This is a genomic window from Pseudomonas azerbaijanorientalis, from assembly GCF_019139795.1.
In the GTDB taxonomy this organism is placed as follows: domain Bacteria; phylum Pseudomonadota; class Gammaproteobacteria; order Pseudomonadales; family Pseudomonadaceae; genus Aquipseudomonas; species Aquipseudomonas laurylsulfatiphila.
Genome location: NZ_CP077078.1, coordinates 5,778,123 through 5,792,500, shown reverse-complemented (window position 1 = coordinate 5,792,500; position 14,378 = coordinate 5,778,123). Strand labels below are relative to the sequence as shown.

Annotated in this window: 10 protein-coding genes, 6 tRNA genes and 3 rRNA genes (1 of these 19 only partly in view); all 19 read left to right on the top strand. The window is 54.5% G+C overall.

The features are described from left to right. Nucleotides 1–87: ribosomal RNA gene (locus KSS91_RS26065) — 16S ribosomal RNA — on the top strand; it begins 1,450 nt to the left of the window's first position. A 122-nt stretch (nt 88–209) separates the two neighbouring features. Next, nucleotides 210–286 (top strand) — tRNA-Ile (locus tag KSS91_RS26060). A 9-nt stretch (nt 287–295) separates the two neighbouring features. After that, a tRNA-Ala gene (locus tag KSS91_RS26055) sits at nt 296–371 on the top strand. Between the two features lie 240 nt (nt 372–611). Next, nucleotides 612–3,505 (top strand): 23S ribosomal RNA (locus tag KSS91_RS26050). Nucleotides 3,506–3,671: 166 nt separating this feature from the next. Continuing rightward, nucleotides 3,672–3,787 (top strand): 5S ribosomal RNA (rrf, locus tag KSS91_RS26045). Together the 16S, 23S and 5S rRNA genes with 2 tRNA genes alongside form the textbook arrangement of a ribosomal RNA operon. A gap of 135 nt (nt 3,788–3,922) precedes the next feature. Further along, on the top strand, nt 3,923–4,882 hold the full coding sequence (gene birA / locus KSS91_RS26040; RefSeq protein ID WP_217836499.1) for a bifunctional biotin--[acetyl-CoA-carboxylase] ligase/biotin operon repressor BirA: 960 nt from the start codon (nt 3,923–3,925) through the stop codon (nt 4,880–4,882). Beyond that, nucleotides 4,872–5,621: a pantothenate kinase gene (locus KSS91_RS26035; protein WP_015097037.1), complete on the top strand. Its 750-nt coding sequence runs from the start codon at nt 4,872–4,874 to the stop codon at nt 5,619–5,621. Before birA ends, KSS91_RS26035 begins: the two co-directional genes overlap by 11 nt. 7 nt (nt 5,622–5,628) lie before the next feature. After that, nucleotides 5,629–6,066: a hypothetical protein gene (locus tag KSS91_RS26030; protein ID WP_217836498.1), complete on the top strand. Its 438-nt coding sequence runs from the start codon at nt 5,629–5,631 to the stop codon at nt 6,064–6,066. A gap of 142 nt (nt 6,067–6,208) precedes the next feature. Next, nucleotides 6,209–6,293, top strand: a tRNA-Tyr gene (locus tag KSS91_RS26025). Nucleotides 6,294–6,316: 23 nt separating this feature from the next. Then, nucleotides 6,317–6,390, top strand: a tRNA-Gly gene (locus KSS91_RS26020). Nucleotides 6,391–6,416: 26 nt separating this feature from the next. Then, nucleotides 6,417–6,492, top strand: a tRNA-Thr gene (locus KSS91_RS26015). A gap of 173 nt (nt 6,493–6,665) precedes the next feature. Then, a tRNA-Trp gene (locus tag KSS91_RS26010) sits at nt 6,666–6,741 on the top strand. Nucleotides 6,742–6,786: 45 nt separating this feature from the next. Continuing rightward, entirely contained in the window at nt 6,787–7,155 is a 369-nt protein-coding gene (gene secE, locus KSS91_RS26005) for a preprotein translocase subunit SecE (RefSeq protein ID WP_102673697.1), read from the top strand. A gap of 9 nt (nt 7,156–7,164) precedes the next feature. After that, complete coding sequence (gene nusG, locus KSS91_RS26000; RefSeq protein WP_007984405.1) at nt 7,165–7,698, top strand: transcription termination/antitermination protein NusG; 534 nt, start codon at nt 7,165–7,167, stop codon at nt 7,696–7,698. A gap of 117 nt (nt 7,699–7,815) precedes the next feature. Then, nucleotides 7,816–8,247, top strand: coding sequence for a 50S ribosomal protein L11 (rplK, locus tag KSS91_RS25995; RefSeq protein WP_007933726.1), 432 nt, complete (start codon nt 7,816–7,818; stop codon nt 8,245–8,247). Continuing rightward, the gene (gene rplA, locus KSS91_RS25990; protein WP_003186095.1) at nt 8,247–8,942 is read left to right on the top strand and encodes a 50S ribosomal protein L1; all 696 of its coding nucleotides are present in this window, start codon (nt 8,247–8,249) and stop codon (nt 8,940–8,942) included. The genes rplK and rplA overlap by 1 nt, the downstream gene beginning before the upstream one ends. Nucleotides 8,943–9,140: 198 nt before the next feature. Further along, entirely contained in the window at nt 9,141–9,641 is a 501-nt protein-coding gene (rplJ, locus tag KSS91_RS25985) for a 50S ribosomal protein L10 (protein WP_007970413.1), read from the top strand. Nucleotides 9,642–9,716: 75 nt separating this feature from the next. Further along, on the top strand, nt 9,717–10,082 hold the full coding sequence (gene rplL, locus KSS91_RS25980; RefSeq protein WP_007970414.1) for a 50S ribosomal protein L7/L12: 366 nt from the start codon (nt 9,717–9,719) through the stop codon (nt 10,080–10,082). 220 nt (nt 10,083–10,302) lie between these two features. Then, nucleotides 10,303–14,376, top strand: coding sequence for a DNA-directed RNA polymerase subunit beta (rpoB, locus tag KSS91_RS25975; RefSeq protein WP_007970415.1), 4,074 nt, complete (start codon nt 10,303–10,305; stop codon nt 14,374–14,376). The last annotated feature ends 2 nt before the right edge of the window (nt 14,377–14,378 follow it).

Genomic DNA, 14,378 nt, shown 5'->3' with positions numbered 1-14,378 from the left:
AGGACGGTTACCACGGTGTGATTCATGACTGGGGTGAAGTCGTAACAAGGTAGCCGTAGGGGAACCTGCGGCTGGATCACCTCCTTAATCGACGACTCAGCTGCTCCATAAGTTCCCACACGAATTGCTTGATTCATTGAAGAAGACGATAGAAGCAGCTTTAAGCTCCAAGCTGATAGCTCAACGCTAACAGTTACGCGCTCGAAATTGGGTCTGTAGCTCAGTTGGTTAGAGCGCACCCCTGATAAGGGTGAGGTCGGCAGTTCGAATCTGCCCAGACCCACCAATTTTGTATGGGGCCATAGCTCAGCTGGGAGAGCGCCTGCCTTGCACGCAGGAGGTCAACGGTTCGATCCCGTTTGGCTCCACCATTAACTGCTTCGAAAGTTTGAGAGTTTAGAAATGAATATTCTGCAATGAATATTGATTTCTAGTCTTTTGATTAGATCGTTCTTTAAAAATTTGGGTATGTGATAGAAAGATAGACTGAACGTTACTTTCACTGGTAACGGATCAGGCTAAGGTAAAATTTGTGAGTTCTCTTAATTGAGAAATTCGAATTTTCGGCGAATGTCGTCTTCATAGTATAACCAGATTGCTTGGGGTTATATGGTCAAGTGAAGAAGCGCATACGGTGGATGCCTTGGCAGTCAGAGGCGATGAAAGACGTGGTAGCCTGCGAAAAGCTTCGGGGAGTCGGCAAACAGACTTTGATCCGGAGATGTCTGAATGGGGGAACCCAGCCATCATAAGATGGTTATCTTGTACTGAATACATAGGTGCAAGAGGCGAACCAGGGGAACTGAAACATCTAAGTACCCTGAGGAAAAGAAATCAACCGAGATTCCCTTAGTAGTGGCGAGCGAACGGGGACTAGCCCTTAAGTGGCTTTGAGATTAGCGGAACGCTCTGGAAAGTGCGGCCATAGTGGGTGATAGCCCTGTACGCGAAAATCTCTTAGTCATGAAATCGAGTAGGACGGAGCACGAGAAACTTTGTCTGAATATGGGGGGACCATCCTCCAAGGCTAAATACTACTGACTGACCGATAGTGAACTAGTACCGTGAGGGAAAGGCGAAAAGAACCCCGGAGAGGGGAGTGAAATAGATCCTGAAACCGTATGCGTACAAGCAGTGGGAGCCTACTTTGTTAGGTGACTGCGTACCTTTTGTATAATGGGTCAGCGACTTATTTTCAGTGGCGAGCTTAACCGAATAGGGGAGGCGTAGCGAAAGCGAGTCTTAATAGGGCGTCTAGTCGCTGGGAATAGACCCGAAACCGGGCGATCTATCCATGGGCAGGTTGAAGGTTAGGTAACACTGACTGGAGGACCGAACCGACTACCGTTGAAAAGTTAGCGGATGACCTGTGGATCGGAGTGAAAGGCTAATCAAGCTCGGAGATAGCTGGTTCTCCTCGAAAGCTATTTAGGTAGCGCCTCATGTATCACTGTAGGGGGTAGAGCACTGTTTCGGCTAGGGGGTCATCCCGACTTACCAAACCGATGCAAACTCCGAATACCTACAAGTGCCGAGCATGGGAGACACACGGCGGGTGCTAACGTCCGTCGTGAAAAGGGAAACAACCCAGACCGTCAGCTAAGGTCCCAAAGTTATGGTTAAGTGGGAAACGATGTGGGAAGGCTTAGACAGCTAGGAGGTTGGCTTAGAAGCAGCCACCCTTTAAAGAAAGCGTAATAGCTCACTAGTCGAGTCGGCCTGCGCGGAAGATGTAACGGGGCTCAAACCATACACCGAAGCTACGGGTATCACCTTCGGGTGATGCGGTAGAGGAGCGTTCTGTAAGCCTGTGAAGGTGAGTTGAGAAGCTTGCTGGAGGTATCAGAAGTGCGAATGCTGACATGAGTAACGACAATGGGTGTGAAAAACACCCACGCCGAAAGACCAAGGTTTCCTGCGCAACGTTAATCGACGCAGGGTTAGTCGGTCCCTAAGGCGAGGCTGAAAAGCGTAGTCGATGGAAAACAGGTTAATATTCCTGTACTTCTGGTTATTGCGATGGAGGGACGGAGAAGGCTAGGCCAGCTTGGCGTTGGTTGTCCAAGTTTAAGGTGGTAGGCTGAGATCTTAGGTAAATCCGGGATCTTAAGGCCGAGAGCTGATGACGAGTTACCCTTTGGGTGACGAAGTGGTTGATGCCATGCTTCCAAGAAAAGCTTCTAAGCTTCAGATAACCAGGAACCGTACCCCAAACCGACACAGGTGGTTGGGTAGAGAATACCAAGGCGCTTGAGAGAACTCGGGTGAAGGAACTAGGCAAAATGGCACCGTAACTTCGGGAGAAGGTGCGCCGGTGAGGGTGAAGGACTTGCTCCGTAAGCCCACGCCGGTCGAAGATACCAGGCCGCTGCGACTGTTTATTAAAAACACAGCACTCTGCAAACACGAAAGTGGACGTATAGGGTGTGACGCCTGCCCGGTGCCGGAAGGTTAATTGATGGGGTTAGCTAACGCGAAGCTCTTGATCGAAGCCCCGGTAAACGGCGGCCGTAACTATAACGGTCCTAAGGTAGCGAAATTCCTTGTCGGGTAAGTTCCGACCTGCACGAATGGCGTAACGATGGCGGCGCTGTCTCCACCCGAGACTCAGTGAAATTGAAATCGCTGTGAAGATGCAGTGTATCCGCGGCTAGACGGAAAGACCCCGTGAACCTTTACTATAGCTTTGCACTGGACTTTGAATTTGCTTGTGTAGGATAGGTGGGAGGCTTTGAAGCGTGGACGCCAGTTCGCGTGGAGCCATCCTTGAAATACCACCCTGGCAACTTTGAGGTTCTAACTCAGGTCCGTTATCCGGATCGAGGACAGTGTATGGTGGGTAGTTTGACTGGGGCGGTCTCCTCCTAAAGAGTAACGGAGGAGTACGAAGGTGCGCTCAGACCGGTCGGAAATCGGTCGTAGAGTATAAAGGCAAAAGCGCGCTTGACTGCGAGACAGACACGTCGAGCAGGTACGAAAGTAGGTCTTAGTGATCCGGTGGTTCTGTATGGAAGGGCCATCGCTCAACGGATAAAAGGTACTCCGGGGATAACAGGCTGATACCGCCCAAGAGTTCATATCGACGGCGGTGTTTGGCACCTCGATGTCGGCTCATCACATCCTGGGGCTGAAGCCGGTCCCAAGGGTATGGCTGTTCGCCATTTAAAGTGGTACGCGAGCTGGGTTTAGAACGTCGTGAGACAGTTCGGTCCCTATCTGCCGTGGACGTTTGAGATTTGAGAGGGGCTGCTCCTAGTACGAGAGGACCGGAGTGGACGAACCTCTGGTGTTCCGGTTGTCACGCCAGTGGCATTGCCGGGTAGCTATGTTCGGAAAAGATAACCGCTGAAAGCATCTAAGCGGGAAACTTGCCTCAAGATGAGATCTCACTGGGACCTTGAGTCCCCTGAAGGGCCGTCGAAGACTACGACGTTGATAGGTTGGGTGTGTAAGCGCTGTGAGGCGTTGAGCTAACCAATACTAATTGCCCGTGAGGCTTGACCATATAACACCCAAGCAATTTGCGTCGGCTCTCTAATCCAGAGCAACCAGATTGCGGTGTGTGAAGACGAAACGAACCGAAAGTTCGAAAGACTCACAAAACACCGAAGCTATCACATACCCAATTTGCTGAAGCGAGGCCAACTGGCCACGACTCAGTACCCGAATTTCTTGACGACCATAGAGCGTTGGAACCACCTGATCCCATCCCGAACTCAGAAGTGAAACGATGCATCGCCGATGGTAGTGTGGGGTTTCCCCATGTGAGAGTAGGTCATCGTCAAGATTAAATTCCGAAACCCCAATTGCGAAAGCAGTTGGGGTTTTGTTTTTGTCCGCAGAAAAGTCACGGCTACTGGATTTCTATGCAATAGCTCGGCGCGTGGCTATCATGCGGGCCTCATTGTGAGGCGAGACCTGCATGCTGACGTTGTTAAAGCTTCTAAAAGATGGCCGATTCCATTCGGGTCAAGCATTGGGTGCTGCCCTGGGCGTCAGTCGTAGCGCCGTGTGGAAGCAGCTTCAGCATTTAGAAGCTGAGCTGGGATTGTCCATTCATAAAGTTCGTGGGCGCGGCTATCGATTGTCCGCGCCATTAGCGCTGCTCGATCCTTCCGAGATAAGTGCCCGGGCGATTTCTTGCGACTGGCCCGTCCAGGTTTACGATTCAATCGACTCCACGAACGCCGAGGCGCTGCGTGCTATAGAGCGGGGGCAGGCTGCGCCATTTCTTGTGCTTTCGGAGCGGCAGACAGCCGGGCGCGGGCGACGGGGTCGTAAATGGGTCAGTCCCTTCGCAGAAAACGTCTATTACAGCCTGGTGCTGCGCATTGAGGGTGGGATGCGCCAGTTGGAGGGCTTGAGTCTTGTCGTTGGGCTTGCTGTTTTGCAGACGTTACGTGAGCTTGGTATTGCAGCCGCTGGATTGAAGTGGCCCAACGATGTTCTGGTGGGGCAGAAAAAGATCGCTGGAATACTGCTCGAGCTGGTTGGTGACCCTGCTGATGTGTGCCACGTGGTTCTGGGGGTGGGAATCAATGTGAACATGCAGTCCGCTGACGAGGTGGATCAGCAGTGGACCTCCATGCGGCTCGAATCAGGCAAATCGTTTGATCGCAACCAATTGGTCGCTATGTTGGGGGAGATGCTGCAGCGATACCTGGCTCGTCATCAGGCGGGTGGTTTTTTGGCCATTCAGTCAGAGTGGGAGCAAAATCACCTGTGGCAGGGGCGAAGCGTGTCGTTGATTGCCGGTGTCAATCAAATTGATGGTGAGGTGCTTGGTATTGATGGCCAGGGTGCCCTGCGCCTGAAGGTGGATGGTGTGGAGAAAGTCTTCAGTGGTGGTGAATTGAGCCTGAGGTTGCGTGATGATTCTTGAGCTCGATTGTGGGAATAGTTTCATCAAGTGGCGCGTGCTTGCGGCGAATGCCGGGCAAGTGCTTGGTGAGGGGGTTGTCGATTCCAATCTCGCATTGCTTGAGGGGTTGGGGGAGCTCAAAGGGCTTGCCCTCACGTTTTGCCGGCTGGTGAGCGTCAGGACTGCGGAAGAGACCGGTGCGCTGACGTCATTGCTGAAGGATACCTTTGATGTGCCGATAGTGTGCGCAGCGCCTGCTCGCGAAATGTCAGGTGTGCGCAACGGTTATGAAGAGTTTGAGCGGCTGGGCCTGGATCGGTGGCTTGCAATGCTTGGAGGCTTTCATCTGGCTTCGGGTGCGTGCCTGGTGCTCGACTTCGGTACGGCCGTGACTGCGGACTTTATCGCTTCTGATGGAGAGCACCTGGGTGGTTTCATCTGTCCGGGCATGCCGTTGATGCGCAACCAGTTGCGTACCCATACGCGTAAAATTCGTTACGGAGATCTGGCGGCGGAGCAGGCTCTGGAAAGTCTTGTTCCGGGTCGTGCGACTGTCGAGGCTGTCGAGCGTGGTTGTTTGTTGATGTTGCGCGGCTTCGTAATGACTCAGCTCGAGTTGGCGCGCAGCTACTGGGGTGAGGACTTTGTCGTATTCCTCACCGGGGGGGATGCGAGCCTGGTTTCTGAGGTCGTGCCTCGGGCCAGGGTGGTTCCGGACTTGGTGTTTGTCGGATTGGCCATGGCCTGTCCCTTGTCCTGAGGTTTTTATGCGTTGGTTGTTTCTGCTGCTGCTTGTCCTCAATGGCTTTTACTACATCTGGCATCAACAAGAGGCTCCGCTGCGCGCGAAGGATGTCACGCCTTTGAGCCTGTATCGCGGGTCCCAGCAAGATATACGTCTGTTGAGCGAAGCGGGTGACGCCTCCAAAGACAAGGCTAAGGCTGTCTCGTCAGGCAATGGCTGCCTTTACCTGGGGGGGTATACGCGCCAGGACGCTGCGCAGGCGGTTGAGCGTCGGTTGAGCGGGATGGAGGTCAAATACCAATCCCTGCCCAGGGGCTCGGAAAGCGCAGGGTATTGGGTGCGTATTGCACCAGAAAGCCGGCGTTGGCTGGACGATCTGCAGCTGCAAAACCTTTCTAAAGAATTCAATGAGTTAAAACATAAAATAATGCCGTGCGAGGGGGTTGCGCCCACTGAGTAGTTTGCATAGAATGGCGCCCGCTCCACAGCGAACACCGGAAACGGTTAACGAAGTGAAGCGAGGTCAACGCAGCTAACCTCAAGATTTAATTGAGAAAATGCTTGACAGAAGGCTGGCATGATGTAGAATGCCGGCTCGCTTAGGAGGGGTTCCCGAGCGGCCAAAGGGATCAGACTGTAAATCTGACGTCTACGACTTCGAAGGTTCGAATCCTTCCCCCTCCACCATTTTAGCGAGAGCTGTAAGCCTCGCGGGTATAGTTTAGTGGTAGAACCTCAGCCTTCCAAGCTGATGATGCGGGTTCGATTCCCGCTACCCGCTCCAAGTTTACAGGTTTTGCACAGTGTTACGCTCTTGTAGCTCAGTTGGTAGAGCACACCCTTGGTAAGGGTGAGGTCAGCGGTTCAAATCCGCTCAAGAGCTCCATATAACAAGGCAGATATGAAAATATCTGCCTTTGTTTTAGGTGGTTGTGGTTGCGCCTCGTTGTGTTTTCGGGGTTGCCGGTGTCGCAGATGCTGGTGTTGCAATCGGGATTGCCTGGTAAGTGTTGTAAAGTCTTTTTCGGGTCGGCATAATGGTCGGCCTGATTTTGTTTTAGGTCAGTAGCTCAATTGGCAGAGCGACGGTCTCCAAAACCGTAGGTTGGGGGTTCGATTCCCTCCTGACCTGCCAGATTCACCTGGTGTGTCTGGCTTTCTTTTCACAGGATCTTCATAGATGACTCCTAAAGCTGAAGCTCAAGGCTCTCGTTTCGACCTCCTCAAGTGGCTTGTAGTAGTCGCTCTGGTGGTTGTTGGCGTTGTTGGCAATCAGTACTTTTCTGCTTCGCCGATCCTGTACCGCGTACTCGCATTACTTGCCATTGCTGCTGTAGCTGCCTTTGTAGGCCTGCAGACGGCCAAGGGCAAGTCTTTCTTTGTACTGGTTAAGGAAGCTCGCACCGAGATTCGTAAAGTCGTTTGGCCAACTCGCCAAGAAACCACGCAGACCACCCTTATTGTGGTGGCTGTTGTTCTGGTTATGGCGTTGCTGTTGTGGGGGCTTGATTCCCTGCTCGGCTGGCTTGTTTCCTTGATTGTCGGCTAAGGGTGTCCCGTGGCTAAGCGTTGGTATGTTGTGCATGCTTACTCCGGTTACGAGAAGCATGTAATGCGCTCGCTGATCGAGCGCGTAAAGCTGGCCGGTATGGAAGACGGCTTCGGCGAGATTCTGGTTCCCACTGAAGAAGTGGTTGAAATGCGCAATGGCCAGAAGCGCAAAAGCGAACGCAAATTCTTCCCTGGCTACGTGCTGGTGCAGATGGATATGAATGAGGGTACCTGGCACTTGGTCAAGGATACTCCTCGGGTGATGGGTTTCATCGGCGGTACCGCCGACAAGCCTGCACCGATCACCGATAAGGAAGCAGAAGCGATTCTGCGCCGCGTTGCTGACGGTAGCGACAAGCCGAAGCCGAAGACGTTGTTCGAGCCGGGCGAGTCGGTACGTGTCAATGACGGTCCATTCGCGGACTTTACCGGTGTTGTCGAAGAAGTTAACTACGAAAAGAGCCGGATTCAGGTCGCAGTGCTCATTTTCGGTCGCTCTACTCCGGTGGAGCTCGAGTTCAGCCAGGTCGAAAAGGTCTAGCTGAGCAACAATCCCAACCCCGCAGCCGTAGGCTGTGGGGTTTTGTCGTCACTGGGATAAACGCGCAAGTAACCGGGGAGCCTCTCGAGGCGTTCGAACCCGTAATTGGAGTGCCTCATGGCCAAGAAGATTACCGCTTACATCAAGCTGCAAGTGAAGGCCGCTCAGGCTAACCCAAGCCCACCTGTTGGTCCTGCTCTGGGTCAGCACGGCGTGAACATCATGGAATTCTGCAAGGCTTTCAACGCCCGTACCCAGGGTCTTGAGCCAGGTCTGCCGACTCCAGTGATCATCACTGTCTACAGCGACCGTAGCTTCACTTTCGAAACCAAATCCACCCCTGCTTCGGTTCTGCTGAAGAAGGCGGCCGGTCTGACCAGCGGTTCCGCTCGTCCGAACACCGTTAAGGTTGGCACCGTAACTCGTGCTCAGCTGGAAGAAATCGCGAAAACCAAAAACGCGGATCTGACTGCAGCTGATATGGAAGCAGCCGTGCGTACTATCGCCGGTTCTGCTCGTAGCATGGGCCTTAACGTGGAGGGTGTGTAATGGCTAAGCTGACCAAGCGTCAAAAGGCTATCGCCGGCAAAATCGAAGCAGGCAAGGCCTACAACTTTGTAGACGCCGCTGCTTTGCTGGCCGAGCTGTCGACTGTCAAGTTCAGCGAGTCGTTCGACGTAGCTGTAAACCTGGGTGTTGACCCGCGTAAATCCGACCAGGTCGTTCGTAGCGCTACCGTGCTGCCACACGGCACTGGCAAGACCGTTCGCGTTGCTGTGTTCACCCAGGGTCCAGCTGCTGAAGCCGCTCTGGCTGCCGGCGCTGACCGTGTAGGTATGGACGACCTGGCTGCCGAAATGAAAGGCGGCGACCTGAACTATGACGTAGTGATCGCATCCCCGGATGCAATGCGCGTTGTAGGTCAGTTGGGTCAGATCCTCGGTCCACGCGGCCTGATGCCTAACCCTAAAGTCGGCACCGTAACTCCAGACGTAGCTACCGCGGTTAAAAACGCCAAGGCTGGTCAGGTTCGTTATCGCACCGACAAAAACGGCATCATCCACACTTCCGTTGGCAAGATTGGCTTCGACGCCGTCAAGCTGAAGGAAAACGTTGAAGCCCTGATCGCTGATCTGAAGCGTATCAAGCCAGCTTCCTCGAAAGGCATCTACGTCAAGCGCGTTACCCTGAGCACCACCATGGGCCCAGGTCTGGTTATCGACCAGAGCTCGCTCGACGCTTAAGACACAGATTGGCGCAAGCGATTGCGCCAATTGAAAAATTGGGGTCCCTGCCTGGCGGGGGCTATCCAAGACCGTAGGCGACGCAAGTCTTAAACCACAAGCCTACGCAGATGGTGCTCCCGGTTCCTTACCGAATCAGACACCAAAACGACATCCGGTTTCGACCAGATGAAACGGTAACAAGCAGGAGTTAAACCCGTGGCAATTAAACTCGAAGACAAGAAGGCCATCGTCGCTGAAGTCAACGAGGCTGCCAAAGTCGCTCTGTCCGCTGTCGTGGCTGATGCCCGTGGCGTAACAGTAGGCGCGATGACCGGACTCCGTAAAGAGGCTCGTGAAGCTGGCGTTTACGTACGTGTTGTACGTAACACCCTGCTCAAGCGCGCTGTTGCTGACACTGAATTCAGTGTCCTCAACGACGTGTTCACCGGCCCTACCCTGATTGCGTTCTCCAAGGAACATCCAGGCGCTGCTGCCCGGATCTTCAAGGAATTCGCAAAGGGTCAGGACAAGTTCGAGATCAAGGCAGCTGCGTTCGAGGGCAAGTTCCTCGCAGCTAACCAAATCGACGTACTGGCAACTCTGCCGACCCGTGACGAAGCAATTTCTCAGCTGATGAGCGTGATTCAAGGCGCTACCAGCAAATTGGCTCGTACTCTGGCGGCAATTCGCGACCAGAAAGAAGCTGCTGCAGCCTAAGGCTCGTCAACTTCTCGCGTTTTTTGTTTTTTTCGATGGTCGCGTAGGCCGTCCCCAATATCAGGAATTAGATTCATGTCTATCTCTCAGAACGATATCCTTGAAGCAGTTGGCAACATGTCCGTAATGGAAGTTGTTGAGCTGATCAAAGCTTTCGAAGAAAAATTCGGTGTTACCGCTGCTGCTGCATCGGCTGGTCCAGCTGTTGCTGCTGCCGTTGCTGAAGAGCAAACCGAATTCAACGTCATGCTGACCGAAGCTGGCGAGAAGAAAGTTAACGTGATCAAGGCTGTACGTGAACTGACCGGTCTGGGCTTGAAAGAAGCCAAGGCTGTAGTTGACGGCGCACCTGCCATGGTTCTGGAAGCTGTTGCCAAAGACGCAGCTGACAAAGCCAAAGCAGCTCTGGAAGAAGCAGGCGCTAAAGTCGAGCTGAAGTAAGCATCGACTTTGCTCCTCCAGCCCGAGCGTTAAGCGACAGGCTGATGGCTGGTGGCTCTTGCCACCGGCCTTTTTCCGTTATTGGCAGCCGACTGGGTCGGTGCTGATAACGTGCTGTAACCACCCGATGCGGTGGAGCAAACCATGGGGTTTGCACGATTTTCTGGCTGCTCCCGTCGGGAGGGGCCAAACAAGCAGGTGACCAAGCTGGGGAACGCTGATGGCTTACTCATATACTGAGAAAAAACGTATCCGCAAGGACTTTAGCAAGTTGCCGGACGTCATGGATGTGCCGTACCTCCTGGCCATCCAGCTGGATTCGTATCGTGAATTCTTGCAAGCGGGAGCGACTAAAGATCAGTTCCGCGACGTGGGCCTGCATGCGGCCTTCAAATCCGTTTTCCCGATCATCAGCTACTCCGGCAATGCTGCGCTGGAGTACGTCGGATATCGTCTGGGCGAACCGGCATTTGATGTCAAAGAATGCGTATTGCGCGGTGTAACTTACGCCGTACCTTTGCGGGTAAAAGTGCGCCTGATCATTTTCGACAAAGAATCGTCGAACAAAGCGATCAAGGACATCAAAGAGCAAGAAGTCTACATGGGTGAAATCCCCCTGATGACTGAAAACGGTACCTTCGTAATCAACGGTACCGAGCGTGTAATCGTTTCCCAGCTGCACCGTTCCCCGGGCGTGTTCTTCGACCACGACCGTGGCAAGACGCACAGTTCCGGTAAACTGCTGTACTCCGCGCGCATCATTCCTTACCGCGGTTCGTGGCTGGACTTCGAGTTCGACCCGAAAGACTGCGTATTCGTGCGTATCGACCGTCGTCGCAAGCTGCCTGCATCGGTTCTGCTGCGCGCGCTCGGCTATACCACCGAAGAAGTGCTGGACGCGTTCTACACCACCAACGTATTCCACGTGAAGGGCGAGACTCTGAGCCTGGAGCTGGTGCCTCAGCGCCTGCGCGGTGAAATCGCTGTCCTCGATATTCAGGATGACAAAGGCAAGGTTATTGTCGAGCAGGGTCGTCGTATCACCGCTCGCCACATCAACCAGCTGGAAAAAGCCGGTATCAAAGAGCTGGATGTGCCTCTGGACTACGTCCTGGGTCGCACAACCGCCAAGGTCATCGTGCATCCGGCAACCGGCGAAATCCTGGCAGAGTGCAACACCGAGCTGAACACCGAGATCCTGGCAAAAATCGCCAAGGCCGGCGTTGTTCGCATCGAAACTCTGTACACCAACGATATCGACTGCGGTCCGTTCGTCTCCGACACCTTGAAGATCGACTCCACCAGCAACCAACTGGAAGCGCTGGTCGAGATCTATCGCATGATGCGTCCTGGCGAGCCGCCAACCAAGGACGCTGCCGAGACCCTGTTCAACAACCTGTTCTTCAGCCCTGAGCGCTATGACCTGTCTGCGGTCGGCCGGATGAAGTTCAACCGTCGTATCGGTCGCACCGAGATCGAAGGTTCGGGCGTGCTGTGCAAGGAAGACATCGTCGCGGTACTGAAGACCCTGGTCGACATCCGTAACGGTAAAGGCATCGTCGATGACATCGACCACCTGGGTAACCGTCGTGTTCGCTGCGTAGGCGAAATGGCCGAGAACCAGTTCCGCGTTGGCCTGGTACGTGTTGAGCGTGCGGTCAAAGAGCGTCTGTCGATGGCTGAAAGCGAAGGCTTGATGCCGCAAGACCTGATCAACGCCAAGCCAGTGGCTGCGGCGGTGAAAGAGTTCTTCGGTTCCAGCCAGCTGTCCCAGTTCATGGACCAGAACAACCCGCTGTCCGAGATCACCCACAAGCGTCGTGTTTCTGCACTCGGCCCTGGCGGTCTGACTCGTGAGCGTGCCGGCTTTGAAGTTCGTGACGTACACCCGACTCACTACGGTCGTGTATGCCCGATTGAAACGCCGGAAGGTCCGAACATCGGCCTGATCAACTCCCTGGCCGCTTATGCGCGCACCAACCAGTACGGCTTCCTCGAGAGCCCGTACCGCGTGGTGAAAGACGCTCTGGTCACCGACGAGATCGTGTTCCTGTCCGCCATCGAAGAGGCTGATCACGTGATCGCTCAGGCTTCGGCCACGATGAACGACAAGAAAGTCCTGATCGACGAGCTGGTAGCTGTTCGTCACTTGAACGAATTCACCGTCAAGGCGCCGGAAGACGTCACCTTGATGGATGTATCGCCGAAGCAGGTAGTTTCGGTTGCTGCGTCGCTGATTCCGTTCCTCGAGCACGACGACGCCAACCGTGCGTTGATGGGTTCGAACATGCAGCGTCAAGCTGTACCGACCCTGCGCGCTGACAAGCCGCTGGTAGGTACCGGCATGGAGCGTAACGTAGCCCGTGACTCCGGCGTTTGCGTCGTGGCTCGTCGTGGCGGCGTGATCGATTCCGTCGACGCCAGCCGTATCGTGGTTCGTGTTGCCGATGACGAAGTTGAAACCGGTGAAGCTGGTGTCGACATCTACAACCTGACCAAGTACACCCGCTCCAACCAGAACACCTGCATCAACCAGCGTCCGCTGGTGCGTAAGGGTGATCGGGTTCAGCGTAGCGACATCATGGCCGACGGCCCGTCCACCGACATGGGTGAACTGGCTCTGGGTCAGAACATGCGCATCGCGTTCATGGCATGGAACGGCTTCAACTTCGAAGACTCCATCTGCCTGTCCGAGCGTGTTGTTCAGGAAGACCGTTTCACCACGATCCACATCCAGGAACTGACCTGTGTGGCTCGTGACACCAAGCTTGGCCCAGAGGAAATCACTGCCGACATCCCGAACGTGGGTGAAGCGGCACTGAACAAGCTGGACGAAGCCGGTATCGTTTACGTAGGTGCTGAAGTTGGCGCAGGCGATATCCTGGTCGGTAAGGTCACTCCGAAAGGCGAGACCCAGCTGACTCCGGAAGAAAAACTGCTGCGTGCGATCTTCGGTGAAAAAGCCAGCGACGTTAAAGACACCTCCCTGCGTGTACCTACCGGTACCAAAGGTACTGTCATCGACGTACAGGTCTTCACCCGCGACGGCGTTGAGCGTGATGCTCGTGCCCTGTCGATCGAGAAGTCCCAGCTGGACGAGATCCGCAAGGACCTGAACGAAGAGTTCCGTATCGTTGAAGGTGCTACTTTCGAACGTCTGCGTTCCGCTCTGGTCGGCCACAAAGCCGAAGGCGGCGCCGGTCTGAAGAAAGGCCAGGACATCACCGACGAAGTTCTCGACGGTCTTGAGCACGGCCAGTGGTTCAAACTGCGCATGGCTGAAGACGCTCTGAACGAGCAGCTCGAGAAGGCTCAGGCCTACATCGTTGATCGTCGCCGTCTGCTGGACGACAAGTTCGAAGACAAGAAGCGCAAACTGCAGCAAGGTGATGACCTGGCTCCAGGCGTGCTGAAAATCGTCAAGGTCTACCTGGCAATCCGTCGTCGCATCCAACCGGGCGACAAGATGGCCGGTCGTCACGGTAACAAGGGTGTGGTCTCCGTGATCATGCCGGTTGAAGACATGCCGCACGATGCCAATGGCACCCCGGTCGACGTCGTCCTCAACCCGTTGGGCGTACCTTCGCGTATGAACGTTGGTCAGATCCTTGAAACCCACCTGGGCCTCGCGGCCAAAGGTCTGGGCGAGAAGATCAACCGCATGATCGAAGAGCAGCGCAAGGTTGCCGAGCTGCGTAAGTTCCTGCACGAGATCTACAACGAGATCGGCGGTCGTCAGGAAAGCCTCGATGACTTCTCGGATCAGGAAATCCTGGATCTGGCTCAAAACCTGCGTGGCGGCGTTCCTATGGCCACTCCAGTGTTCGACGGCGCCAAGGAAAGCGAAATCAAGGCCATGCTGAAACTGGCGGACCTGCCAGAAAGCGGCCAGATGCAGCTGACCGACGGCCGTACCGGCAACAAGTTCGAGCGCCCGGTCACCGTTGGCTACATGTACATGCTGAAGCTGAACCACTTGGTAGACGACAAGATGCACGCGCGTTCTACCGGTTCGTACAGCCTGGTTACCCAGCAGCCGCTGGGTGGTAAGGCGCAGTTCGGTGGTCAGCGTTTCGGGGAGATGGAGGTCTGGGCACTGGAAGCATACGGTGCCGCTTACACTCTGCAAGAAATGCTCACAGTGAAGTCGGACGATGTGAACGGCCGTACCAAGATGTACAAAAACATCGTGGATGGCGATCACCGTATGGAGCCGGGCATGCCCGAGTCCTTTAACGTGTTGATCAAGGAAATTCGTTCCCTCGGCATCGATATCGATCTGGAAACCGAATAACA

Coding starts and splice junctions, on each gene's coding strand:
- birA (WP_217836499.1), top strand. CDS start 3,923: ATGCTGACGTTGTTAAAGCTTCTAAAAGATGGCCGATTCCATTCGGGT.
- rpoB (WP_007970415.1), top strand. CDS start 10,303: ATGGCTTACTCATATACTGAGAAAAAACGTATCCGCAAGGACTTTAGC.
- KSS91_RS26030 (WP_217836498.1), top strand. CDS start 5,629: ATGCGTTGGTTGTTTCTGCTGCTGCTTGTCCTCAATGGCTTTTACTAC.
- secE (WP_102673697.1), top strand. CDS start 6,787: ATGACTCCTAAAGCTGAAGCTCAAGGCTCTCGTTTCGACCTCCTCAAG.
- rplK (WP_007933726.1), top strand. CDS start 7,816: ATGGCCAAGAAGATTACCGCTTACATCAAGCTGCAAGTGAAGGCCGCT.
- KSS91_RS26035 (WP_015097037.1), top strand. CDS start 4,872: ATGATTCTTGAGCTCGATTGTGGGAATAGTTTCATCAAGTGGCGCGTG.
- rplL (WP_007970414.1), top strand. CDS start 9,717: ATGTCTATCTCTCAGAACGATATCCTTGAAGCAGTTGGCAACATGTCC.
- rplA (WP_003186095.1), top strand. CDS start 8,247: ATGGCTAAGCTGACCAAGCGTCAAAAGGCTATCGCCGGCAAAATCGAA.